Genomic DNA, 23,350 nt, shown 5'->3' with positions numbered 1-23,350 from the left:
TGGCTGGGGCCACCTTCTTGAGTTTTTCTTTTGAGATCCTGGGATGAGAATTAGCCTTCTGAGTTCAGCCGTTGCTGCCGCACTTTTTCTGGTGAGCGCAGGCGCTTTCGCCGATGTAGCTGCCATCAAAAACAAGGGCGAGATCGTTATTGGTACCTTGGGTACTGATGAGCCCAACAGTTTCGTTGACCCCAAGACCCGTCAGATCATCGGTTATGAGATCGATCTGGGAAATGAAATTGCCAAGGACCTGGGGGTCAAGCCGGTCTACAAACAGATTGCCGTAGCGGCGCGCATTCCTGAGTTGCAGCAGGGGCGAGTCGATCTGCTGGCCGCTTCGCTGACGCACAACAAAGAGCGTGAGGCGTTGGTCGATTTCTCGTATTCAGTGTTGATTACTGGGCAAAAAGCCATGGTGAAGAAGTCCAGCGGCGTTACCGCGCTTGATCAACTGGCCGGGGAGAAAATTCTGACCGTGAAAGGTGGCACTCAGGAACCCAACATCCTAAAGGCACTGCCTACCGCTAAAGTCGTGACGTTTGACACCTCGCAACAAGCGCTGCTGGCCTTGCAACAAGGCAAAGGCAAGGCCTTTGTCGATGATGAGTCGGCTCTGACTAACGATTACGCGAAGATCGGCGCAGCCGCCAAGGGCTACGCAATCCTCCCTGAAAACCTCAGCATCGAAGCACTGGCGCTGGCGTTGCCCAAAGACAGTGGCGACTTGAAAGTGGCCGTCGACAAAACGCTCGCACGTCTTGAAAGCTCGGGTGAGGCCGAGAAGTTGTACCTGAAATGGTACGGCCCTGGCACCAAATCGAACCAGGCCGAGCGCCATTTCAAGATCGACTCCGATCAGGTTGAGTAACCGCTGCCATTAGGCGGGCTGGTCGTGACATTGCTGGTCTGGTAACCCCAGGCAACGCCAATGAATGGCCAGCCGGTCTCCAAGAGTTTTGCGCGAGATGCTGGATTTTGATTATTCGTTACTCCTGAGCGGTCAATACCACGACATGCTGCTCAGTGGCTTGATGCTGTCCATCAAGCTCGCCTGTGTCACGTTACTGTGCGCACTGCCGCTGGCGCTGTTGGTTGCCTTGCTGCGCCTGTCACCTGTGCGTGCGTTGCAATGGCTGGGTTTTGCCTACGTCGAGTCGATTCGAAATATTCCGCTGCTGGCGCACATGTTGTTCTGGTATTTCGCGGCGCCCGAGTTTTTGCCTGAGTCCTTTCGCGAGTGGCTCTACGCCGGCAACATTGAGGCTATCAGCGCCATCGTCGCGTTGACGCTGTACACCGCAGCCTTTATGAGCGAAGACATTCGCAGTGGTATCCGCGCGATCCCCATCGTGCAATTGGAAGCTGGGCGAGCCCTGGGGTTTGGTTACCTTGCGAGCATGCGTCTGGTGGTCTTGCCGCAAGCCTTGCGGGTGACCATTGCGCCGCTGATCTCGCAAACCCTCAATCTGTGGAAAAACACCAGTATCGCCACCGTGGTCGGTGTGGCCGAGTTGATGTATCAGGCCGGTCAGGTTGAAACCGCAACATTTCGCAGCCTTGAATCCTTTGCCTTTGCCACAACGGCTTACCTCAGCGTGTCGCTGCTGATCACCGGCGCTGCGGCGTGGTACCAACACCGCTACGTGCAGGCGAAATCACGATGACCACAGTAGAGTTGATCGATTCGTACTGGGTGTATTTCCTGGTCGGTCAATACCCCAACGGACCACTCGGCGGGCTGGCACTGACCTTGATTCTGGCGTCTTCTGCGCTGGTGTTGGCGATGCCGCTGGGCGTGCTGTTCGGGTTGGCGCGACTCAGTCCGTGGCGCTGGCTGCGTTGGCCGGTCACGGCGCTGGTGTTTGTGGTGCGCGGCACCCCGTTATTGATGGTTATTTTTTGGGCGTATTTTTTTCTGCCCAGCCTCACCGGCTTCAAGACCGACCAATTCACCACCATGCTGATTGCGTTGGTGATCTTCGACGCGGCGTACCTGTCAGAGATCGTTCGCGCCGGGGTGCAGGGGCTTGATCGCGGGCAGGTGGAAGCCTCGCGCTCGCTGGGCTTTGGTTATTGGCGCACGATGCGCTGGGTCATCCTGCCTCAGGCGCTGCGCACAATGCTGCCGTCGCTGGTCAACCAGTTTGTGTCGACCATCAAGGAGACCTCGTTGGGCTACATCATTGGCCTATCGGAAATTTCCTTTATCGCTTCGCAGATCAACACTCAGGTGTTCACCATGCCCGCTCAGGTCTACCTGATTCTGGGGCTCACGTATTTTGTGTTGTGCTTTGGCTTGTCGCGTTTCGCCTTTTGGCTGGAGCGGCGGCAGACGCAACGTGTTTCCTTAACTGACCACAGCAAGGTTGCCTGATGATTCGGCTGGAGCAGGTTAATAAATGGTATGGCGCCTACCACGCGCTGGTGGATGTCGACGAGCACATTGCCAAGGGCGAAGTGGTGGTGATTTGCGGGCCGTCGGGTTCTGGCAAATCGACATTGATTCGCACGCTCAATCGCCTCGAACCGATCAAGTCCGGACGCATTCTGATTGATGGCCAAGACATTCATGCCAAGGGCCTGGACCTGAACCAGTTTCGCTCACATATCGGTTTTGTGTTCCAGCAGTTCAACCTGTTCCCGCACCTCACTGTGCTGGAAAACTGCACGCTGGCGCCGATTCGACTGCGCGGCCTGAGCGTTGCTGACGCTCGCAAAGAAGCCATGGTGTTGCTGGACCGTGTGGGGCTTGCGCACAAGGCGGATGCCTTCGCCGCCAATCTCTCGGGGGGGCAGCAGCAACGGGTGGCCATCGCGAGGGCGCTGGCGATGCGACCGCCACTGATGTTGTTTGATGAGCCGACCAGCGCACTGGACCCGGAGATGGTTGGGGAAGTGTTGTTGGTCATGCGCGATCTGGCTCGCGATGGCATGACGATGGTCGTGGTGACCCATGAAATGGGCTTTGCGCGCGAAGTCGCAGACCGGGTGTTGTTTATGGATCAGGGGCGGGTGCTAGAGCGAGCACCGGCCGAAGCGTTTTTCCAGAACCCGCAGCATCCGCGCACGCAGAAATTTTTAGCGGATATCCGCACACCTTTTTCTTCTGCTGTTTGAGGGTTGAGTTGTCATGAGCACTGCGATCCAGGAATTACCTATCATTGATGTGGCATCACTGTTTACCAAAAACGGACGTGGTGAAGTCGCTGAACAGATCAGCCGTGCGTGCCGCGAGCAGGGTTTTTTCTATGTCATCGGGCATGGGGTCGACCCTGCACTGGTGCAGCGGCTGGAAACCTTGAGCCATGAGTTTTTTGCTCTGGATGAGGCCACTAAATTGCGTTGGCGGATGGAGCTGGGTGGGCGCGCCTGGCGCGGTTACTTCCCGCTTGGCGGCGAGCTGACATCAAACCGGCCAGACTGGAAAGAAGGGTTGTACCTGGGGACTGAGCTGGATGAATCGGCACCCGAAGTCGTGGCCAAAACCCCGGTTCATGGCGCCAACCTGTTTCCTGATGTTGTCGACTTTCGCGAAACCATCCTGGCTTACATGCAGGCCGTCACTCAATTGGGGCATCGCTTGATGGAAGGCGTCGCCTTGAGCCTGGGGTTGGACGAGCATTATTTTTTTGATCGCTACACGGCCGACCCATTGATTCTGTTCCGCCTGTTCAACTACCCGTCGCAACCCGTTCCAGAGGGGCTGGATGTGCAATGGGGCGTGGGCGAACACACCGATTATGGGCTGTTGACCCTTCTTCATCAGGACAGCATCGGCGGCCTGCAAGTGCGCACTCCCCAAGGCTGGATCGATGCGACGCCCATCCCAGGCGCATTTTTGTGCAACATCGGCGATATGCTGGATCGCATGACAGGTGGCTTATATCGCTCGACGCCGCATCGTGTTGCACGCAACACCTCGGGCTCCGATCGGTTGTCGTTCCCGTTGTTCTTCGATCCCAACTTCCGTGCCCGCGTGCAACCGATTGGCGGCTTACCCGTGGTTGAGCAGCAGGACGACAGCGCCCAGCGCTGGGACAAGGCCAATGTGCATGCCTTCCACGGAGAGTATGGCGACTACTTGTTGAACAAGGTTTCAAAGGTCTTTCCACAACTGCGTGAGAGCTTGTTGTGAGATGAGGGGGAGGCACAATGCAATTGCCTGTTGTTCAGGACTATCAAAAGATCGCAGCTTGCAGCGGCTCCCGCGGGCAGTCGTAAATAGACGGTCGCGGTCTTTCAGTTAAATAGGGATATAGGAGAAGGAGGTTAAGCAAGAAGTCGGCAGATAAGCCAGAAAGCGCTTGAAAATGTGGAGCGGGTAGAGGGAATCGAACCCTCATCTAAAGCTTGGGAAGCTTTCGTTCTACCACTAAACTATACCCGCTCAAAGCGGCTAACTTTGTACCAGAAGTTGGCTCTGATGAGAAGTTTTTATTCTTGAAACAGCCAATTTTTGACGTTGTTTAAAACTTTTCCTTGTAGCTGGGCGCATCACAGCGCAAGCGACATGGGTTTCGGCGCTCTGGAAAATAATGGCGCAGGCGGCTTTAAAAAGTTCAGCAGGGCAATCTTGCTGATGTGACTGGCCTGCTTGTGTTCCATGTCCAGAAAGTGCCCGGTGTTTTCCAGACAAATAAACTGGCTGTTGCGGATCGGGCGCGCAAACTGCACGACGTCGCTGGCTGCGGTGTACTCATCCCAGGCGCCATTAATAAATAGCACGGGTATTTCAATGCTTTTCGTGGCGTTGAGGTAGCACTGCTGATCGCCCGTCAGTACCTGATCGATATGAAAGTGCATTTGAGCGTATTCATGCTCGGCCAAGGTGCTGACGTGCCGAAAGTTGAAACGCTTGAACAGCGAGGGTAAGTGTTTGCCCAAGGTGTCATTGACCAGGTTGCCGACTTGCGTGCGGTTGCAGTCTGCAAGGCAACGGCGACCGCGCTCTAGGTAGTTGCGCATGGGGGCGTTGATGAGCGGCGAAAAGGAGCTGATAACGGCTTTTTCGATGCGTCGTGGTGCGCTCGCCAGTGCGGTCAGCGCAGCTGTGCCCCCCCATGAAAATGACAGTAAGTACTGCGCATCAAAATGCTCGGCCAGTTCCAGAAGCACGTGGGCTTCGAGTTCTTTGGTCAGCATGTCTTGGTGCCGATTGTGCGGTTTGGACTTGCCAGCATAAGGCTGGTCGTACAGCACGACGTTCAGATACGGGTGCAGATTCTTCACGGTTTGGGCAAACGAGGCTGTGGTAGCCATAGAGCCGTTGACCAGGATGATGGTGTTTTCTGCGGTATCAGAGTGATAGAACTCGGTATGAATCCGATATTGCCCTTGAATGTCGAGCACAGCGATTTCGGGCTTCATCATGGCGTCTGACTCCAGTGAATCGAGCGTCGGTCAGACGGATAATGCGCTGTGATTGTGACAGGCAGGCGGGGCCATACGTGCATTCAATTGTAGGAGCGAGCTTGTCTCGCGATCTTTTGATCTTTTAAAAGATCGCAGCTTTTTCCTGATCGGTGAGTGCTCGGTACTCGCCTGGAGCAAGCCGGCTGTCGAGGGTCAAGGGGCCAATGCTTTCACGGTGCAAGCGCACGACTTTGTTGTTGAAGTAGCCAAACATGCGTTTGACCTGGTGGTAGCGGCCTTCCACGATGCTCAAACGCGCACTGCAAGGGCCGATCAACTCCAGTTTGGCGGGCAATGTGGTCAGGTTCTCATAGGCGAAATACACCCCCTCAGCGAACTTGGCGACATATTCGCCGCTGATGGGCTGCTCGGTCTCGACGTAATACACCTTGGGCAATTTGGTCTGCGGTTGAGTCAGATGGCGTGACCAGTGGCCATCATTGGTGATGAGCATCAGGCCGCTGGTGTTGAAGTCCAGTCGGCCAGCGATATGCAGGTCGTGTTTGTCCGCTTCGTTCAGCAGATCAAGCACCGTCGGGTGTTCGGGGTCTTGGGTGGCGCTGACGCAGCCAGGCGGTTTGTGCAGCATCAAATAGCGCGCAGGTTTACCGGCTTGCAAGACCTGATCGTCAAGCTCGACACAGCTGAATTCCCGGACATCATGGTGCGGGTCAGACACAACCTGACCATCGACCCGAACTCGTTTTTCTATGAGCAACAGGCGGGCTTGCTGGCGGTTGAACTGGGGCAAGTTGCTAAGAAAACGGTCTACGCGCATAGCGATCAATCACAAGAAAGACAGGCGTGCATCTTACGTGAGCTGTTCAGTCGGTGCTGGCGGCAATGGGTTTAACACGTCTGCGCAACGCGGGCAGAGGCATGCACTGTTGCGTTGTTCGAGCGGCAAAGCCTGGAGGATCTGCGGGTCAATGCTGACGCTGTAGCACCAGCAGGGTTGGTCCTTGGTTTCAGCGCTGGCCATTGAGCAGTCATTGCGCGCACCGCAGGCGGGGCAGAGGTTGGGGGCAGTCATGTCGGGGTGTCCGTTGGTGGGCCAGCGTCAGTGGTTTGATTGTATGCGTTGTGAAAACCCTGTGCGCCGGGCGATGCATCAAGCCTGGGTGGATCCGCTGGTCTGACAGTTTTAATTCATGGCACCGAGCCTAATGTTGACGGTCTTAAAAAATGTCAGGCAGCGTTGCTGTTTGACGCCGTCCAGCGCCGCTGGTGCGTGCCCTTTAGCGGTCCAGGAGGCCGCCATGTATCGTCGTCTACTCACTATTGTTGTGTTGAGTTTGGCTGTGTCTGCTTGCGTGCCGTATTACTCGGGCTATAGCGGTTATCGCGCTACCGAGGTGTATACCTCGCCAGCACCCTATTACTACGGCGGTTATCGTTCTTACTACGTCTACCCACGGGGCTACTACGCGCCGTCGCCACGTTACTGGGGTCCCGGCTACCGTCCGTCTCCTGGGTATCACAACGGCTATGGGGGTGGCTATGGCGGTGGTTACGGCTCAGGCCAGGGCAGGGGGTGGGGAGGCCGATAAAGGGGCTTAAGGCTCCGGTCCCGCACGGCTTGTCACAGGCTGACGTTCGTTATGTCAGCCTGTGATGCAAGGCACAGGTGCATTGATCAATTGACAATAGGGGCGAGCTTTTTTAGTGTCCGCGGCATTGTTTTTCAGGGTATAGCCATGACGTCGGATGATCGTATAAAACTTGAAGCTGTCTGGAAGCAGGCTTTGCGTGAGGAGTTCGATGAGCCCTACATGAGCGAGCTGCGTGAATTCTTGCGGCTTGAGCACGCGGCCGGGAAAGAAATTTACCCGCCGGGTCCGCTTATTTTCAATGCGTTGAACTCCACCCCGCTGGATAAAATCAAAGTGGTGATTCTTGGGCAAGACCCCTACCACGGGCCGGGTCAGGCACATGGCTTGTGCTTTTCAGTGCAACCGGGCATCGCTGTGCCGCCCTCACTGGCCAACATCTATAAAGAACTCAAACGCGATTTGAATATTGATGTCGCCCCGCATGGCTGCTTGCAGCATTGGGCGGATCAAGGGGTTCTGCTGCTCAATACGACCATGACTGTGGAGCGGGGGATTGCCGCTTCCCATGCAAAGAAAGGCTGGGAACGTTTCACTGATCGCATTATTCAAGTGGTGAGTGAGGAGCAGCCCAAGCTGGTCTTTTTGTTATGGGGGGCTCATGCGCAGAGCAAGCAAAAGCTGATTGATGCAACCAAGCATCTGGTGCTGACGTCGGTACATCCTTCGCCGTTGTCTGCGTACCGCGGCTTTATCGGCAATGGGCACTTTAGCCGAACCAACAAGTTTCTTGAGCAGAATGGCTTATCGCCTGTCGACTGGGCGTTACCGCCGATTTAAGCAGCCTTTGTTTGCTTCGGGGCAGTCCTATATTTGGCACACCAGGTAAGGCGCCTGGTGTGCTGGCTCGCGCTAGGCTCTGTACGAAATGTATCTGCGCTCGGTAATGCTGCGTTTAAAACAGGCTCGAAATGCTCATTTACAGCCCGTAGACTCCGCTTTCTCGCCTGTTTTCGCCTTGCCTGACCTTCGCGCGAAAAAATTTCGTACAGAGCCTAGCGGTCGACTCGAGTCAGACCAGGCGCAATCGCCGGTTGTCGGGCGCCTCAATCACTCTTCCTACAATTGCCCCGACGGGCACAGCCCAAGTCATTCCGTTGGCTGGGTCGGTAATGACGGCAAGGGTGTCGATGCTCGCACTGATGTCCAGACGTCGTCGTTCATGGAGGATCTTCAGATCGCCATAGGCATCACTGACCAGTTTTTCCGCAAGAGGCATGGCCAGTTCAAAGGTCGATCTCAAATACTCAACAGCTTTGCAAAATAGCACCTGATCATTTCCGGCATGTTGAGCCTGGTAACGTTGTAAAAAAAACAGCGCCGCTTGCTGAATACAGTGCTGTCCATCGCTTTGAGAGTAAATAGGGATCATGCTCGTACGCTCTCATCAACAATTTTCTCGGTAGGCAGCGCCGCTTGGCGCAACTCTTGGTTGACGCCTGGAAGATGAACATTCGGGTTCGGCATGCCACTGGGAGACAATTCATGGGTCATTTCAAATTCGGCCCTGACCGACCAGCCGCAAGCTTCAGTTGTGCATTGCAAATAAGCTACGCGTAAGAAGATATGTCGACCTTCGCTGGTGCGAATACGCATTCTGCTTAAACAATGCGGACAAACCATTTTATAAGTGCTCATGACTGACTCCAGTTGAACTATTGTTTTGTGCCCGATTAAATAAGCACGTTAATTTCAAAAAAAGACCAATCCATTGATCAGTGCGAGCTGACAGCCTATGAGAAGAGATCGTCAGTTTTATTGATGGAGGGTAAGGTTTTTTAACCGTGCTTGTAAGATTTTTGACTCCTGTTAAGTAATATTTTTGATGTGTTATTTGGAAGTGTTTAATTTTTCCTGGTCTGTTGTTTCTCTATTATTTTGTTTGGATGATATTTGTTACATATCTAGAGCTTTAAATTACTCAAAGTGCGTAAATTCTGCCAAAAAACACAACAAAGTCAAATTGGAATAATTCAAATTGAATAGCAGTAAATCAATTGAAATACTCGGGCGGTTGAAAAAAATAACCCACGTGAAAACGGACTCCGGACTTTCTGAGGTGCTGGGTGTCAGCCCGCAAACGCTCAGTAGCTGGAAGGGCAGAGGCCGTATTCCTTATTCGGTATGTATGGAGGTGGCGCAGGCGCGTGGTATCTCTCTTGATTGGTTGTTTGGCGGCCAAGGCCCGATGTTATTGCAGGCACCACAACCCCTGGTTGAATCACTTGGCAGGCTGACTGAGTATGAGAAAAAAATCGTGTTGATGTTTCGTGTGTTAAACCGTTCAGATCAGCGTGCCGTTTATAAAATGATGGAAGAGAAGCAACAGCTTCAGCGACTGAACAGAAAAGTTAAAGAGTTGTCAGCGTGTCTTGAAGTCGTCATGCCCCGTGTTTAGATTACTTGGGGCCTTTGAGCCGCCGTATGACATCGACAATGTCCATGGTGTTGACCCAAATCATAAGTTTATTACTGATAGGAATAACCACTAGCGCACAGATAAATGCAGTGACCCCAGCCGACAAGCCTGTCAGGTGTGGCAAGGCGACCGGTGTGAACAGATACCCGACGCAGGCACTCAAGAGAAACGAACCAAAATGTTGCCAGCCCTTGAGGGTCCTGCGCGCGCTGGTCGCAACCCATGCCCCCAGAGACGCCCCAAAGACCGCATCACGATCGATCATCTCGATGATGGGCAACCCGGCGTTGAGGTACCAATGAGTAGCAAAACTAAAGAGTTCATTCGTCATGATGCCTGTTCTCACACGTGAATAGGCCTTTGGGGGATACCTCGTCAAGGTGGCACGCCCGTCCGCACTCTGCGACTTTGAGATGGTGGAAAAGTTCAAGGGCAGTGGTTGTTTCAATGGCGTTGATGTAGTACGTCACTAATATTGAACAATCATCAATGCTTGGGGCAGGTACGTGTTCGAGATGAACATAGCCTTGTTGTCGAAAGTTAAAGCGCCAGGCAGCGAGCGTCTTGTTTACTTTTGATGTGGCGCCCAGTGCCGCTATTTTAAGTCGAGCCTCGCTGATGGTTGAGTTTAATGACAGAGCGTCCCTTAGTTGTCTCAAATTGACGGGCGGCCAAAACGTATCATCGGTGGGGCAATGAAAAGTGGGTGCGTAAGTGATGGGAGTGTTCATGGTTATATCCCTTGGCGATCTCTCGTGGCGCCCAATAAGCTTATAAAGGCATGCCGAGTTTTATGGCTTTGAGGACGGCAGCATGACGCGACGTAACGCCAAATTTGAGCCGTAAGTTGGCGATGTGGAAATTGATAGTTGCTTCTGATCTTTTCAAAATAATCGCCACCTCAGCGCTGGTCTTTCCTTGAGCACACCACTCGAGTATTTCCTGCTCTTTGGGGGTGAGAGTCGGCACAAAGTGCGGTGAAGAATACGGTTTTGGGGCCGAGAGAGGCGCTTCGCAAAGAGGAATTTTTTTCATATGCTGCCCTTGCTTTTAGTGTTGTGCCGGACGGAAGGATAATTCTTGAGGTACTAAAAATAATCGTTCTGATAACAGCGGAACAACGAAGCAGGTTTGTAGGAATATCGATTACAGTACGGGAATATTCCTACAGTAATATGTGAAGTTTGTGCGTTAACGGGGTGTGACGCGTGCCCAGTAACGAAATAGGGGCTCTGCCAAGAAGAGTACAAAGAGCAAACGCATGACTTGCAAGGCTGTCACCAGTGGAACTGACAGCTGCAGTGTTTCTGCGGTGAGGCTCATTTCTGCAATACCACCGGGCATCATGCCCAGAGTGATGGAGCGCAGGTCGAGATGGGTCAGGGCGCTCAAGCCGAACGCGCACAGGCTGGCGATCAGCATCGTCAACGCAGTGCCCAGCAGGGTTCGTCCGATGAACGAGGGGGCTCGGCGGAAAAAAGCGCGATTGAAGTGACAGCCCAGCCCGCTGCCAATCAGCCATTGGCCCATTTGACTGCTGCCGTCAGGCAGACCGATATGCAGGTTCCACGCGATACTGACGGTGGCACTGATCAGCAGTGGCCCGAACAACCAGGGGTTGGGTTGACGCAAGCGCTGCCATATCCAGGCCAGCAGGGCGCCGGCTGGAAACAGCACGGCTAACCAGTAATAGTTGATTGTGCTGGGTTGCACAGCGGGGGCGCCTTCGCCCAGCACGTATTTGAAGGCAGCTGGTACACACAACACGACGGCCAGCACCCTGAGGCTTTGACCACCAGCCACACGGCTTAATACGGCGCCATTGCGTGCGCCGAGATTAACCATTTCCCCCGAGCCGCCGGGCATGCTGGAAAAAAACGCAGTGGCGCGGTCTTCTCCGCTGCGGCGCATCAGCCATACCCCGATAACGCTCGACAGGCTGGTCAGCAGTGCACCGACAAAGATCAGTCCGAAGTGTGCAAGCACTTGCTCCATCACCACCGGCGTAAAGTGCAGGCCGATTCCGATGCCCACCACCCATTGCCCGCATTTGCGCCCGCCGGGTATCTCAGTCAATTGCCAAGGGGTCAGGCAGCGCACCAGGATGATCGCGAGCAAAGAGCCGACCATCCAAGGTAATGGCCAGCCGATAAGGCTGGCGAGGTAGCCGCCAGCCAGACCGACCAGCGGGGTAGCCCACCAACTCTTAAAGCTGGACTCAGGCATTGGCATCAGCCATGGCGCGGCGCTTGGCACTGCGTTTGCGCCAGATGCGCAGAATAGGCAACAGCAGCATGATTGAGACCAGTACCCACACACCCATGGTGATTGGGCTGGCCCACAAGATGTCCAGCGCACCGTTGGAAATCGACAGTGCACGACGCAGGTTCTGCTCCATCAGACCGCCAAGGATGAACCCCAGAAGGACTGGCGAAAGCGGAAAATCGAGCTTGCGCAGGATGTAACCGAAGATGCCGATACCGATCATCAGGAACAGGTCGAAGGTGGTCGCGTGAACCGCATAAACGCCGATGGCGGTAATGATCGCAATCACCGGCACCAGTGCCCAGTTAGGTACCGACAGAATCCGGGTGAAGATACGAATCATCGGGATGTTGAGGATCACCAGCATGATATTGGCGATAAACAACGAAGCGATCAGACCCCAGACAATGTCCGGTTGCTGTTGAAACAACAGCGGGCCAGGGGTGATGTTGTACAGCGACAAGGCGCCGATCATCACCGCCGTGGTGCCAGAACCCGGAACACCGAGTGTCAGCATGGGCACCAGTGCACCGCAGGCCGAAGCGCCAATGGCCGTTTCGGGTGCAGCAAGCCCTCGCGAGTCACCTTGACCGAATGTGCCTGAAGCACCCGCCAGGCGTTTCTCTGTCATGTACGCCACCGCGCTGGCCAAGGTTGCGCCGGCTCCCGGCAGCACGCCCATGATGAAGCCCAGCAAACCACAGCGGATGTTCACCACGAACACTGCCGACGCTTCTTTAAAGTTGAACATCATGCGCCCGGTCGCTTTCACGGCTTCTTGCCCGCGATGGGTCTTTTCCAGCAGCAACAGAATCTCACTGATGGAAAACAGCCCGAGTACCAGCACGACGAATTGGATGCCATCAGTCAGGTGGATGTTGTCCCCGGTGAAACGGTAGACCCCGCTGTTGGCATCAATTCCAACGCACGACAGAAACAGGCCAATCAGCGCTGCGATAAAGGTCTTGAGCGGCCGGTCGCCCGCCATGCCGCCGAGGCAGACAATCGCGAACACCATCAGCACGAAATATTCTGCCGGACCAAAGGCAATTGCCCATTTGGCCAGCAGCGGGGCGAACAGCACCATGCCGCACGTGGCAATAAAGGCCCCGATAAAAGAACTCCAGGCCGACAATGACAACGCCACGCCTGCCAGGCCTTTACGGGCCATAGGGTAGCCGTCGAGGGTGGTCATCACGGTCGATGCTTCGCCCGGGATGTTCAGCAAAATGGAGCTGATACGACCGCCGTATTCACAGCCCAGGTACACAGCCGCCAGCAAAATCAGCGCTGACTCGGGTGGCAGCCCCAAGGCGAAGGCAATCGGGATCAGCAGTGCTACGCCGTTGATCGGCCCAAGCCCGGGCAACAAACCCACCACAGTACCGATCAACGTGCCGCACAGTGCGGTGATCAAGTTGTAAGGGCTGAGCGCGACGCCGAAGCCCTGGCCCAAATAGCCAAAAGTATCCATATCAGTTCTCCAGAACGTCGAGCAGGCCAAGTGGCAGCGGAACGTCCATGGCTTTATCGAACAACAGATAAAGGCCGACGCTCATCAGGCTGATGATCACAATGCTGGGCAACCAGCGGCCGCCATACAGGCGAGCCATCGGGATGCCGACCAGCATGGCGCTAAGGATGAAACCGAGTGTTTCGAATGTGCCGGCAAAGATCAGCAGCAGTACCGTGCACAGGCCAATCTTGATCAGGGTTTCGCGATCCAGTTGCGGGTCGTCTTCGCTGTGCACCACCGGCGTAGGGCGAAAGATCATGTAGATCAACCCCAGGCCCATCAGGCCGAGCATCAACAGCGGGAAGGCGCGAGGTCCGACCGGCTCGTAGGAGAACGAAGCTTGATACGGCCAGGCCATCGCCGCCAGACCGGCGCAGACAATGAGCAGCGCCGAGGCAAAAATACGTTGTAAGAGCATGGTTCACTCCAGGGCTGTGCCCGTGTTCAAGGGCACAGCCTGTGATCAGCGGCGGTTACTGGATGAGGCCAAATTCCTGGGCCAGGATTTTGTAGTCGGCCACCTGTTTTTTCACGTAAGTGTCCAGCTCCGGCCCGGTCATGGAGAACGGGAAGAGTTCACGCTGATCACGCAAGGTGGCGAACTCTTCGGAAACCAGCAGTTTGTCGAAGGCATCCTTCCACCACGCGTACTCGGCATCGCTGACTTTTGGCCCCAGGTAGAAACCGCGCACAACAGGCCAGACAATGTCGTAGCCCTGTTCTTTGGCGGTCGGGATGTCTTTCATTTCCGGCTCGTCGAGGCGCTCATTGGCAAACACCGCCAACAGGCGCATATCGCCGCTCTGGATGTGAGGCATGGAGTCAGAAATGTCGGTGCTGCCGACCTGGATGTGCCCGCCCAGCAGTGCCGTGGCAATTTCGCCACCGCCTTCCAGGGCCACGTAACGCAAGTCACGCGGGTTGATACCGGCCGCCTTAGCGATCAGGGCCGTTTGCATCCAGTCCTGGCTGCCGACTGTGCCGCCAGAGCCGATAACCACTTTGCTCGGGTCTTTTTTCAGCGCTTGAACCAGATCGTCGAGGTTCTTGTAGGGCGAATCACTTTTAACAGCGATAGCGCCGTAGCTTGTGCCGACAGCCGCGAGCCAGCGAACAGCGCTTTCATCGAAACGCCCGAACTTGCCTTGGGCCAGGTTCAGCAGCGAGCCGCTGGACCAGGCCACTAGCGTGCCGGCATCTGCCGGGCGCTGGGCAACCACTGCGTTATACGCCACGGCGCCCACGCCCCCTGGCATGTAGGTCACGCGCATGGGTTTGCTGAGCAGTTTTTCGTTCACCAGTGCGCTTTGCACCAGTTTGCAGGTCAGGTCAAAACCACCGCCAGGAGAGGCCGGGGCGATGCATTCCGGGCGTTTCGGTTCAGCCATTAGTTGGCCAGCAACGAGCATGCAGCCAGCCGCAAGAGCAAGATTGCGCAGTGAGAAGTTCATGGTGTCTCCACAGGAGTTATTGTTTTTTTAGCGAGCAGAAATGTGTCGCTATCAAGCCGTTACCATCGCCAACGTTTACGCAGGGCAAATGCCGTGCATCGTGGGCGTCATGGATAAAGTGAGGGGCAGCAGAGTGTCGTTCGCAGACCTGGGGCAGGCAAGCACGAAACAGGGGGCGTGTTAGGGCAAGAGTCTTTACGCTGAGGCATCAGCATGGGGGTGTGCTCCATTATTGTTCTTATTGGCGAAAACACGTCGAGGTGTTTTGCGCAGCGCCGTGAATCAAAAGCGCGGCAGATGTAACTGCCTGTTGCTTGATCGTAATCGGTTAACCTTTCGCCAACCTTTCAGTTTTCTTTCATTGACTGTTGGGCTTCACAGCGCGTTTACCGCCTGTAAACTCCGCGCCAAGAAGGACTTGAGTCCGTATAAAAAATGAGGTGAACCCGATGCGTGTTCTTTTGGTCGAGGATCAGTTGCAGTTGGCCGAGAGCGTTGCTCAAGCGCTGAAAAGCACGGGCTTGACGGTGGACGTCCTGCACGATGGCGTGGCTGCTGATCTGGCGCTGAGCAGTGAAGAGTATGCGGTGGTCATTCTGGATGTAGGCCTGCCGCGCATGGATGGTTTTGAGGTGCTGGCACGTTTGCGCAGTCGGGGCAAAACCGTGCCGGTGTTGATGCTGACGGCGCGCAGTGACGTCAAGGATCGGGTTCACGGGCTCAATCTTGGGGCTGATGATTACCTGGCCAAGCCGTTTGAGCTGACTGAACTCGAAGCTCGGGTCAAAGCCTTGTTGCGCCGCAGCGTGCTAGGCGGCGAGCGGCAGCAGCGTTGCGGCGCGCTGGTCTATGACCTCGAAACCCGACGTTTCTCTTTGGGGGGCGAATTGCTGACCCTGACCTCGCGTGAACAGGCGGTGCTGGAAGCGCTGATTGCCAGGCCCGGACGGGTCATGAGCAAGGAGCAACTGGCGGCTCAAGTGTTTGGCCTGGACGAGGAAGCGAGCGCTGACGCCATTGAGATCTACGTGCACCGCTTGCGCAAAAAGCTGGATGGTCAGTCGGTGGCGATTGTGACCTTTCGGGGGTTGGGCTACTTGCTGGAAAGCCGTGATGTTTAAGGTCGACAGCTTACGCTGGAGGCTGCTGTGGAACCTGACGCTGTTGCTGGTGGTGCTGATGCTGGCCAGCGGTTTAAGCGCTTATTTCAATGGTCGCGAAGCGGCAGACACCGCCTATGATCGAACCTTGCTGGCTTCTGCCCGCACCATCGCCGCGGGCTTGTCGCAACGTGATGGCAGTTTGAGTGCTGACGTGCCTTACGTCGCACTCGATACGTTTGCTTACGACAGTGCCGGACGCATCTACTATCAGGTCAACGATATTCACCAGCGGCTGATTTCCGGTTATGAGCACTTGCCTGCGCCGCCTCCCGGAACCCCGCGCACCGATGATTACCCGGCGCTGGCGCGCTTTTACAACGGTGAATACCTGGGCCAGAACGTGCGCGTGGTGAGTCTGCTCAAAGCCGTGAGCGAGCCGAACATGAATGGCATGGCTGAAATTCGCGTGGCAGAAACCGATGAGGCACGCGTGGCCATGGCGCGCAGCTTGATGGCGGACACATTGCTGCGTTTGGGCATGCTCGGGTTGGGCGCCTTACTGGTCGTCTGGTTTGCCGTCAGCGCTGCGCTGCGTCCGTTGGAACGTTTGCGCAATGCGGTTGAAGAGCGTGAGCCAGACGATTTACGGCCTTTGCCGCTGGTCTCTGTACAGCGTGAATTGAGGCCGTTGGTGCAGGCGCTCAATCACTTTACCGAGCGCTTGCGTGGACAGTTTGAGCGCCAGGCGCAGTTTATCGCCGACGCGGCCCATGAACTGCGCACCCCGCTGGCAGTGCTCAAGGCCCGGCTTGAGCTAGGGTTACGCTCAGATGCCCCGCAGACCTTGCGTCATACCCTGGAGCAAGCGGGACAGGACACCGATCGGCTGACGCATCTGGCGAACCAGCTACTGTCATTGGCGCGCATTGAAAACGGCGCGCGCGCGATTGCCGAAGGCGGTGCGCAATTGCTCGACCTCAGCCAACTGGCGCGAGACCTTGGCATGGCCATGGCGCCATTGGCGCATTATCGAGGGGTAGCATTGGCGCTGGAGGCTGATCATCCGGTGTGGTTACGCGGAGAGCCGACCTTGCTTAATGAGTTGTTGAGCAACCTGGTGGACAACGCTTTGGCGCACACGCCGGTGGGCGGCAATGTCATTTTGCGAGTGACCTCTGCGGCGGTGCTGGAAGTGGAAGACGACGGGCCAGGTATTCCGCATGAAGACCGCGAGCGAGTCTTTGAGCGTTTTTATCGGCGCAATCAACAGGTGGCAGGTTCGGGGTTGGGGCTGGCGATCGTTGGCGAGATCTGCCGCGCGCATCTGGCGCACATCAGCCTGCATGATGGTGTGCAGGGCGGGTTGAAAGTGCGGGTGAGCTTTGTGCCGGCCAGCGGCGATCGCCTAAAATTTTGAGCGCATGGGGGCATAGCCACTGCTGCGGTGTTTCCACAAGTAGTGTGTTGCACACGGTTCTTGTAGCCGCTGTCGAGGTACGAGGCTGCGATCGATTGCGCAGCGATCGTAAATCTTGAGCACTGGATTTACCTGAAGCGCTGCGTTAGCCCATTTGCGACGACTGCGTCGCCGATCGCAGCCTGGTACCTCGACAGCGGCTACAGAATTTATGGCCGCAACTAGATAAACATCCCGCGTGCATCGTCCAGCTCTTGTTGAAGCTTTTCGCTGTCCGCATCCAGCTTCAGTCGATTGAAGGCCGGGAGGGCGTTCAGCTCCTGGCTGAGGACCGAGGTGTTGCGCTGATGACAAAACACGGTGGCGATTTGCACCAGGTCGATGTAATCGACGGCTTCGGACTCACGGGTGAAGTCTTGGTATTGGCCAGGCAGCTTGAGCAGCATTTCCGGGAACTCCCAGACGGCGAGCAACTTGTCGCCAATCAGTGGGTGAATGCGCTCGATCACGTGGTTCAACGACACCGGGTCCGAGAGCAGTTCGTTGTGTTCTTCGGCATAGGTCAGAATCGGCAACACGCCAATTTGATGCACCAGCCCCCCGAGTGCGGCCTGATCGGGTTTGAGCGAGGTGTATCGGCGGCACAAGGTGTAGCAAATACCGGCCACTTCCAGGCTTTGGCGCCAGACATCACGCATTTTTTTTCGACGACTTCCGAGCGGGCATGGAAAATCTGTTCCATGACCAGGCCAATTGCCAGATTACTGCTGTAATTGACGCCCAGCCGGGTAATGGCCGTGTGCAAGTCGGTGACTTCATAGAGCGCGCGCAGCAGCGGGCTGTTAACGACTTTGATCAGTCGTGCTGCCAGCGCCGTATCGCGAGCGATGACTTTACTCAGATTACTGACGCTGATTTCAGGGTTTTCTGCTGCCTTGCGGATGTTTAACGCCACTTCCGGTAGCGTGGGCAAAACCAGGTCATCTCGATCGATGGCCTTTACCAAGTCCACTTGGACTTTGTGCGCCAGCATGCTCATTTCTGTTCTCTAGGGTGGCAATTAGCGCTGGATCTCACGATCACGGTCTAGCTGATAAGGCAGATCAAGCAGCGAAAGCTCAGGACCTTGCACATCACCCACATGAATGTCTCCCGCTTCGGCCGCTTCAGTGGTTAATACGGCCAGCAACTCAATGCTGTCTTGCGCTTGAGCGGCAATGACAACTTCGCCCACGGAGCTGTTGTGAGTGGGTGAAAACAGCGGCGTTCCGGGTTCTGGCACAGCGTGACTCGCCCCAAGCGACAGACGGTAGAGACGGCGTTTGAGTTTGCCGAGGTATTGCATGCGTGCAACGATTTCTTGCCCGGTGTAGCAGCCTTTTTTGAAGCTGACACCGCCCACGGCTTGCAGGTTGAGCATTTGCGGGATGAACAACTCGCGAGTCTGGGGCATGACCTGGCCGATACCGGCGCGTATCTGGCCAAGCATCCACTGATTGAGATCGGCTTCAACCAGTTGCGCTTGCAAGTGCTGGCGCAGGGCGTCGGTTTGTTCAACCGGGGCCCACAACTCGGCACGACCTTCAGAGACGCGAATGGCGATAAGGCCATTGGCACGTGCCACGCTGTCGGTGTCGGCTGGCAGATGGATGTCCAGACTTTCCAGTACCACGTCGGCCTGGTTCAGGCCAAAGCGCACCCAGTTGGCGCTGTCATCAGTCAGTTTGGACTTGGAGAACACGGCGTATTTTTTCAGGTCGGTCAGTTGCGGCTCAACCAGTTCGCGCGCCATGGCCAGAAAACAGCCCTGAGGTTCGAGGACGATACGGAAGCTGGACTGCATCCGGCCTTTTTGCGTGCAGCGCGCACCCAGGCTTGAGCGCGTGTCGCTCAAATAGTTGAGGTTGCAGGTTAATTGCCCCTGCAAGAACTTGCTGGCGTCGTTGCCGATAACAGCGAGAACGCCTTCGTGAGACAGGGTGCAGAAAAAAGCGGAGTCGGCCATGAGTCATCGCACGTTATAAAGTCTGGGGCACATCATAGAGGGGAGACCTGTAAATGGGTAGTTCGTAAAGGATCAACACACAGCGACCAAAGCCGACTGTTCTATGACGGATCGGCCTGTATACTTGCGCTCTATTTGAGGAGCGTTCCATGGTCGAAGATGTTGAACTCAATCGTCTCTACTGGCACAGCCGCCGCGGCATGCTTGAGCTGGACGTACTGCTGGTACCGTTCGTCAAGGAGGTTTACCCCCACCTTAATGACGTTGATCGCGAGTGCTATCGCAAGCTGCTTGAGTGTGAAGACCAGGACATGTTCGGCTGGTTCATGGAGCGTGCCGAGTCTGAAGACCCGGAGCTGCAGCGCATGGTCCGCATGATCCTGGACCGTGTCCAGCCCAAGTAATTATTTCGAATGCCGCTGGCAGGCCTCAGGCCAATTGCTGGCGGCGTATCTTGCAGCCCAATCGTTGGCGCTGATCTCAATCTGCCTTCTTTCGTTGCCTGTGTGGGCTCGCCTGCTTGGGGTTTTGGTGTGCCTGGCGCATGGGTTTTGGGTGCTGCCGCGGCATATTCGCTTGACTCATGCGAGTGCGTTTACCGGTTTGCGGCGCGATGCCGAGGGCTGGCAATTATGGAGCCGTGCCAAGGGCTGGCAGGCCGTGCAACTGCACCGTGACAGCATGGCGCTGCCGTTCATGGTGCTGGTGCGTTTCAGTCTGCCGGGCGAGCGCAGAGTGAGGTCAGTGTGCATTCCCGGCGACGCGCTGGCGCACGATCAGCATCGGCGCCTGCGTGTGCGGCTCAAGTTCAGTCGACGTAGGTGGTTGGCACCAGAATAGTGTCCAGCGCTTCGGGCAACATGTCCGGGTAGTCGAGGGTGTAATGCAAACCCCGTGACTCTTTTCTCGCCATTGCGCTGCGGATCATCAGCTCAGCCACTTGGGCCAGGTTGCGCAGCTCAATCAGGTCGCGGCTGACCTTGTAGTTACTGTAGAACTCATCGATTTCATCCAGCAGCAGGCGGACGCGGTGCTGTGCGCGTTGCAGGCGTTTGTTGGTGCGTACGATGCCCACGTAGTCCCACATGAAACGCCGCAGTTCATCCCAGTTGTGGGCGATGATCACGTCTTCATCCGAGTCCGTCACCTGGCTGGCATCCCAGCTAGGCAGGGCATCGGGGATCTCGATCTGATCCAGCTGGGTCAAGATGTCGGTGGCCGCCGAGCGGGCATACACGAAGCATTCCAGCAGCGAGTTGCTGGCCATGCGGTTGGCCCCGTGCAGGCCGGTAAAGCTGGTTTCACCGATCGCGTACAACCCCGGGACGTCAGTTCGGCCGTGACCGTCGACCATCACGCCGCCGCAGGTGTAGTGCGCAGCCGGCACCACCGGGATCGCTTGCTTAGTGATGTCGATGGAGAATTCCAGGCAACGTTCATAGACCGTCGGGAAATGGGTCTTGATGAATGCGTCGGACTCATGGCTGATGTCCAGGTACACGCAATCGATGCCCAGGCGCTTCATCTCGTGGTCGATGGCCCGCGCCACAATGTCTCGTGGGGCCAGTTCGCCACGGGGGTCGAAGCGGTGCATGAAGCGCTCGCCGTTAGGCAGCTTGAGGTGTGCACCTTCGCCACGCAGGGCTTCGGTGATCAAAAAGCTCTTGGCCTGCGGGTGATACAGGCACGTAGGGTGAAACTGATTGAACTCCAGGTTCGCGACGCGACACCCGGAACGCCAGGCCATGGCAATGCCATCACCGCAGGCGCCGTCGGGGTTGCTGGTGTAGAGATACACCTTGGCGGCACCGCCCGAGGCCAGAATGGTGAAGCGCGAACCGTAGGTGTCGACTTCGCCCGTCGTGCGGTCAAGCACGTAGGCGCCGAGGCAGCGATCGCCTTCCAGGCCCAAGCGACGTTCGGTAATCAGATCAACGGCAACCCGTTGTTCGAGCAACTCGATGTTGGGGCGCTTTCGGGCTTGTTCGAGCAGGGTTGTGAAGATGGCCGCGCCAGTGGCGTCGGCGGCATGAATGATGCGGCGATGGCTGTGGCCGCCTTCACGGGTGAGGTGAAACTCAAAGCCTGGGTGCTCTGGGTCAGCGGGTTCATCGCGGGTGAAGGGTACGCCCTGATCAATTAACCACTGGATGGCTTCGCGACTGTGTTCGACCGTGAAGCGTACGGCGTCTTCGTGACACAGGCCGCCCCCGGCATTCAGTGTGTCCTCGACGTGGGACTGCACCGTGTCGGTGCCATCCAGCACTGCAGCGACGCCGCCCTGTGCCCAAAACGTCGAGCCATTGGCCAGATTGCCCTTGCTCAGCACGGCAATACGCAGGTGGCCAGGCAGCGTGAGCGCCAGGCTCAAGCCGGCAGCACCGCTGCCAATCACCAGCACATCATGTTGAAAATGTCGGCTCATTCTTCTTATGTCCGCAAAAAAAGCGCCCTCTAGTATATAGAGGGGGGGATCGGCACAATAGCCGGGCCTTTGTGGCATCGGGAAATTACAGCGGGCGAGAAGTGTGCCTCAGACTTGAGCGGTCTGCATGCCGATTTGCAGAATAAATCAGCGAATCAGGGCCTGCGGTCAGCATCGAGTCGAGGCGAGAGCCGTATTTTTTGATGTGCCGGGTGTTTAATCTGATATGGCATTTTGGAACTTTTCCTACAGACCAGGGTTCCATAGAGGGTTGCCCATCATAAAGGGGAATCGCGTCAATTCTATGCGGGGTGGGTGTTGCGACCTCGGCAGGTGAATGTGACGACAAGATTATTGACGCAGCCGGGCAGGCCCGAGCTGCGTTTTCGTGCGTGCCAAATCCGAGTGCGCAGGAAACTTGCCTAGGGGGAGAGAACTTTTGTGTAAAGCCCGAGTCTATGTTTGCAAGCCTGCTCAATTAGCAAAGCGCTCTCCCTCCCGGTCTTATGAGGAGTGTTCATGCTAACCCAGGAAGAGGATCAGCAGCTGGTCGAGCGCGTACAGCGCGGTGACAAGCGTGCATTCGATCTGCTAGTGCTGAAATACCAGCACAAAATTCTCGGGTTGATCGTGCGTTTCGTGCACGACACCCATGAAGCCCAGGATGTTGCGCAAGAGGCCTTTATCAAGGCATATCGAGCACTTGGCAATTTTCGCGGTGACAGTGCGTTTTATACGTGGCTGTACCGCATCGCCATTAATACGGCGAAAAACTATTTGGTGTCACGCGGTCGTCGTCCACCCGATAGTGATGTGAGTTCTGAAGATGCTGAATTCTATGATGGTGATCACGGTCTTAAAGATCTGGAATCGCCGGAGCGCGCTTTGCTCCGCGACGAGATCGAAGGCACGGTTCACCGCACCATTCAGCTTCTGCCAGAAGATTTACGTACGGCATTAACTTTGCGTGAATTTGATGGTCTGAGTTACGAGGATATTGCGAGCGTCATGCAATGTCCGGTAGGTACCGTGCGCTCCCGGATTTTCCGCGCTCGGGAGGCCATCGATAAAGCCCTGCAGCCGTTGTTGCAGGAAAACTGAGACAGCGGCGACAGCCAAGAGAGGAACCGCCATGAGTCGTGAAGCCCTGCAGGAATCGCTGTCCGCAGTGATGGATAACGAAGCGGACGAACTGGAATTACGTCGGGTATTGAATGCCTTTGACGACCCACAAACACGTGACACCTGGTCGCGTTATCAGGTTGCCCGTGCGGTGATGCACAAGGACTTGCTGATTCCGCGTCTGGACATCGCATCTGCTGTGTCGGCCGCGTTGGCCGAAGAGCAAACCCCGGCCAAAGTGGTCCGTGGCCCTTGGCGCAACATAGGCCGTCTGGCCGTTGCTGCCTCGGTGACCGTTGCCGTGCTGGCAGGTGTCAGACTGTACAACCAGGATGACATCGTCGGTGCCCAGCTTGCCCAGCAAAGCGGCCAGCCGAGCCTGAGCGCTCCGATGGTTAAAGGCCCGGCTGTTCTGGCCAACTACACCGAGAATACAGATCACGGCACTGGGCCGATGGCTAACGGTGTGCTGCAAGGTCAACCTGGCTGGCAAGATCAGCGTTTGCCGGGCTACCTGCGCCAACATGCTGAACAAGCGGCCTCGAAGGGTACTGAAAGTCCTCTGCCTTACGCACGTGCTGCCAGCCTGGAAAACCGCTAAGGAC

28 protein-coding genes, 1 tRNA gene and 1 pseudogene are annotated in these 23,350 nt (G+C 56.2%); 14 read left to right on the top strand and 16 right to left on the bottom strand.

Annotation, left to right across the window (positions count from 1 at the left end; genetic code table 11):
* The first annotated feature begins 43 nt into the window (after positions 1-43).
* The 5 genes from RHM56_RS16970 to RHM56_RS16950 all read left to right on the top strand — a co-directional run bounded on the left by RHM56_RS16970 (position 44) and on the right by RHM56_RS16950 (position 4,135).
* Positions 44-868, top strand: a complete 825-nt coding sequence (locus tag RHM56_RS16970; protein WP_322234217.1) for a transporter substrate-binding domain-containing protein — start codon at positions 44-46, stop codon at positions 866-868.
* 97 nt (positions 869-965) lie between these two features.
* Positions 966-1,664: an amino acid ABC transporter permease gene (locus tag RHM56_RS16965; protein ID WP_322234214.1), complete on the top strand. Its 699-nt coding sequence runs from the start codon at positions 966-968 to the stop codon at positions 1,662-1,664.
* A complete protein-coding gene (locus tag RHM56_RS16960; RefSeq protein ID WP_322234211.1) occupies positions 1,661-2,374 on the top strand; it encodes an amino acid ABC transporter permease in 714 nt (237 codons plus the stop codon). The genes RHM56_RS16965 and RHM56_RS16960 overlap by 4 nt, the downstream gene beginning before the upstream one ends.
* Entirely contained in the window at positions 2,374-3,117 is a 744-nt protein-coding gene (locus tag RHM56_RS16955; protein ID WP_322234209.1) for an amino acid ABC transporter ATP-binding protein, read from the top strand. Before RHM56_RS16960 ends, RHM56_RS16955 begins: the two co-directional genes overlap by 1 nt.
* A gap of 13 nt (positions 3,118-3,130) precedes the next feature.
* Positions 3,131-4,135 carry an isopenicillin N synthase family oxygenase gene (locus tag RHM56_RS16950; RefSeq protein WP_322234207.1) on the top strand — a complete coding sequence of 335 codons (1,005 nt, stop codon included), beginning with the start codon at positions 3,131-3,133 and terminating at the stop codon, positions 4,133-4,135.
* A 178-nt stretch (positions 4,136-4,313) separates the two neighbouring features.
* Here RHM56_RS16950 and RHM56_RS16945 read toward each other — a convergent pair.
* The 4 genes from RHM56_RS16945 to RHM56_RS16930 all read right to left on the bottom strand — a co-directional run bounded on the left by RHM56_RS16945 (position 4,314) and on the right by RHM56_RS16930 (position 6,445).
* Positions 4,314-4,387, bottom strand: a tRNA-Gly gene (locus RHM56_RS16945).
* 107 nt (positions 4,388-4,494) lie between these two features.
* Positions 4,495-5,367 carry an alpha/beta hydrolase gene (locus tag RHM56_RS16940; RefSeq protein ID WP_322241797.1) on the bottom strand — a complete coding sequence of 291 codons (873 nt, stop codon included), beginning with the start codon at positions 5,365-5,367 and terminating at the stop codon, positions 4,495-4,497.
* Between the two features lie 127 nt (positions 5,368-5,494).
* The gene (locus tag RHM56_RS16935) at positions 5,495-6,190 is read right to left on the bottom strand and encodes a pseudouridine synthase (protein ID WP_322234204.1); all 696 of its coding nucleotides are present in this window, start codon (positions 6,188-6,190) and stop codon (positions 5,495-5,497) included.
* A 33-nt stretch (positions 6,191-6,223) separates the two neighbouring features.
* Positions 6,224-6,445: a cysteine-rich CWC family protein gene (locus RHM56_RS16930; protein WP_322234202.1), complete on the bottom strand. Its 222-nt coding sequence runs from the start codon at positions 6,443-6,445 to the stop codon at positions 6,224-6,226.
* A 226-nt stretch (positions 6,446-6,671) separates the two neighbouring features.
* On the opposite strand from RHM56_RS16930, the gene RHM56_RS16925 reads away from it, so the two are divergent.
* A complete protein-coding gene (locus tag RHM56_RS16925) occupies positions 6,672-6,962 on the top strand; it encodes a hypothetical protein (RefSeq protein ID WP_322234200.1) in 291 nt (96 codons plus the stop codon).
* Positions 6,963-7,109: 147 nt separating this feature from the next.
* Positions 7,110-7,802: a uracil-DNA glycosylase gene (gene ung, locus RHM56_RS16920; RefSeq protein ID WP_322234197.1), complete on the top strand. Its 693-nt coding sequence runs from the start codon at positions 7,110-7,112 to the stop codon at positions 7,800-7,802.
* Positions 7,803-8,034: 232 nt separating this feature from the next.
* Here the strand turns inward: ung and RHM56_RS16915 are convergent, their stop codons facing one another.
* Both RHM56_RS16915 and RHM56_RS16910 read right to left on the bottom strand, forming a co-directional pair.
* Positions 8,035-8,394 (bottom strand): hypothetical protein, encoded by a 360-nt coding sequence (locus tag RHM56_RS16915; protein ID WP_322234194.1) that lies wholly within the window; start codon positions 8,392-8,394, stop codon positions 8,035-8,037.
* Positions 8,391-8,660: an ogr/Delta-like zinc finger family protein gene (locus tag RHM56_RS16910; protein WP_322234192.1), complete on the bottom strand. Its 270-nt coding sequence runs from the start codon at positions 8,658-8,660 to the stop codon at positions 8,391-8,393. The genes RHM56_RS16915 and RHM56_RS16910 overlap by 4 nt, the downstream gene beginning before the upstream one ends.
* 340 nt (positions 8,661-9,000) lie before the next feature.
* Between RHM56_RS16910 and RHM56_RS16905 the strand changes: the two genes are divergently transcribed.
* A complete protein-coding gene (locus RHM56_RS16905; protein WP_322234190.1) occupies positions 9,001-9,420 on the top strand; it encodes a helix-turn-helix domain-containing protein in 420 nt (139 codons plus the stop codon).
* A gap of 1 nt (position 9,421) precedes the next feature.
* On the opposite strand, the gene RHM56_RS16900 is transcribed toward RHM56_RS16905, so the two are convergent.
* The 7 genes from RHM56_RS16900 to RHM56_RS16870 form a co-directional block, all read right to left on the bottom strand.
* Positions 9,422-9,772 (bottom strand): putative holin, encoded by a 351-nt coding sequence (locus tag RHM56_RS16900; RefSeq protein ID WP_322234188.1) that lies wholly within the window; start codon positions 9,770-9,772, stop codon positions 9,422-9,424.
* Positions 9,762-10,172 carry a head completion/stabilization protein gene (locus tag RHM56_RS16895; RefSeq protein WP_322234185.1) on the bottom strand — a complete coding sequence of 137 codons (411 nt, stop codon included), beginning with the start codon at positions 10,170-10,172 and terminating at the stop codon, positions 9,762-9,764. Before RHM56_RS16895 ends, RHM56_RS16900 begins: the two co-directional genes overlap by 11 nt.
* A 40-nt stretch (positions 10,173-10,212) precedes the next feature.
* Entirely contained in the window at positions 10,213-10,476 is a 264-nt protein-coding gene (locus RHM56_RS16890; RefSeq protein ID WP_322234183.1) for a helix-turn-helix domain-containing protein, read from the bottom strand.
* Between the two features lie 156 nt (positions 10,477-10,632).
* Positions 10,633-11,667, bottom strand: a complete 1,035-nt coding sequence (locus RHM56_RS16885) for an AbrB family transcriptional regulator (RefSeq protein WP_322234181.1) — start codon at positions 11,665-11,667, stop codon at positions 10,633-10,635.
* Positions 11,660-13,180, bottom strand: coding sequence for a tripartite tricarboxylate transporter permease (locus RHM56_RS16880; RefSeq protein ID WP_322234178.1), 1,521 nt, complete (start codon positions 13,178-13,180; stop codon positions 11,660-11,662). The genes RHM56_RS16885 and RHM56_RS16880 overlap by 8 nt, the downstream gene beginning before the upstream one ends.
* Position 13,181: 1 nt before the next feature.
* On the bottom strand, positions 13,182-13,640 hold the full coding sequence (locus RHM56_RS16875) for a tripartite tricarboxylate transporter TctB family protein (protein ID WP_322234175.1): 459 nt from the start codon (positions 13,638-13,640) through the stop codon (positions 13,182-13,184).
* A 55-nt stretch (positions 13,641-13,695) separates the two neighbouring features.
* Positions 13,696-14,673: a tripartite tricarboxylate transporter substrate binding protein gene (locus RHM56_RS16870; protein WP_322234173.1), complete on the bottom strand. Its 978-nt coding sequence runs from the start codon at positions 14,671-14,673 to the stop codon at positions 13,696-13,698.
* Positions 14,674-15,122: 449 nt separating this feature from the next.
* On the opposite strand from RHM56_RS16870, the gene RHM56_RS16865 reads away from it, so the two are divergent.
* Positions 15,123-15,794 (top strand): response regulator, encoded by a 672-nt coding sequence (locus RHM56_RS16865; RefSeq protein WP_322234171.1) that lies wholly within the window; start codon positions 15,123-15,125, stop codon positions 15,792-15,794.
* Positions 15,787-17,193, top strand: coding sequence for a sensor histidine kinase (locus RHM56_RS16860; protein WP_322234168.1), 1,407 nt, complete (start codon positions 15,787-15,789; stop codon positions 17,191-17,193). Before RHM56_RS16865 ends, RHM56_RS16860 begins: the two co-directional genes overlap by 8 nt.
* Positions 17,194-17,414: 221 nt before the next feature.
* Here the strand turns inward: RHM56_RS16860 and RHM56_RS16855 are convergent.
* Positions 17,415-18,232 (bottom strand): annotated as a pseudogene (locus tag RHM56_RS16855) (HDOD domain-containing protein).
* Positions 18,233-18,253: 21 nt separating this feature from the next.
* Positions 18,254-19,198 (bottom strand): folate-binding protein, encoded by a 945-nt coding sequence (locus tag RHM56_RS16850; protein WP_322234165.1) that lies wholly within the window; start codon positions 19,196-19,198, stop codon positions 18,254-18,256.
* 149 nt (positions 19,199-19,347) lie between these two features.
* Here RHM56_RS16850 and RHM56_RS16845 point away from each other — a divergent pair, with 149 nt between their 5' ends.
* Both RHM56_RS16845 and RHM56_RS16840 read left to right on the top strand, forming a co-directional pair.
* A complete protein-coding gene (locus RHM56_RS16845; RefSeq protein ID WP_019692540.1) occupies positions 19,348-19,602 on the top strand; it encodes a succinate dehydrogenase assembly factor 2 in 255 nt (84 codons plus the stop codon).
* Complete coding sequence (locus RHM56_RS16840; protein ID WP_322234160.1) at positions 19,586-20,038, top strand: protein YgfX; 453 nt, start codon at positions 19,586-19,588, stop codon at positions 20,036-20,038. Before RHM56_RS16845 ends, RHM56_RS16840 begins: the two co-directional genes overlap by 17 nt.
* Here the strand turns inward: RHM56_RS16840 and nadB are convergent.
* The gene (nadB, locus tag RHM56_RS16835; protein WP_322234158.1) at positions 20,007-21,623 is read right to left on the bottom strand and encodes an L-aspartate oxidase; all 1,617 of its coding nucleotides are present in this window, start codon (positions 21,621-21,623) and stop codon (positions 20,007-20,009) included. The two genes, RHM56_RS16840 and nadB, sit on opposite strands and share 32 nt — an antisense overlap.
* A 519-nt stretch (positions 21,624-22,142) precedes the next feature.
* Between nadB and rpoE the strand changes: the two genes are divergently transcribed.
* The gene (gene rpoE / locus RHM56_RS16830) at positions 22,143-22,724 is read left to right on the top strand and encodes an RNA polymerase sigma factor RpoE (RefSeq protein WP_019411405.1); all 582 of its coding nucleotides are present in this window, start codon (positions 22,143-22,145) and stop codon (positions 22,722-22,724) included.
* Between the two features lie 31 nt (positions 22,725-22,755).
* A complete protein-coding gene (locus RHM56_RS16825) occupies positions 22,756-23,346 on the top strand; it encodes a sigma-E factor negative regulatory protein (protein ID WP_322234155.1) in 591 nt (196 codons plus the stop codon).
* Positions 23,347-23,350 lie beyond the last annotated feature (4 nt).

It is taken from the genome of Pseudomonas sp. CCC3.1, from assembly GCF_034347405.1.
Classification (GTDB): Bacteria; Pseudomonadota; Gammaproteobacteria; order Pseudomonadales; family Pseudomonadaceae; genus Aquipseudomonas.
The sequence above is the reverse complement of the archived record's forward strand: the minus strand, read 5'-3'. Positions and strand labels throughout refer to the sequence as shown.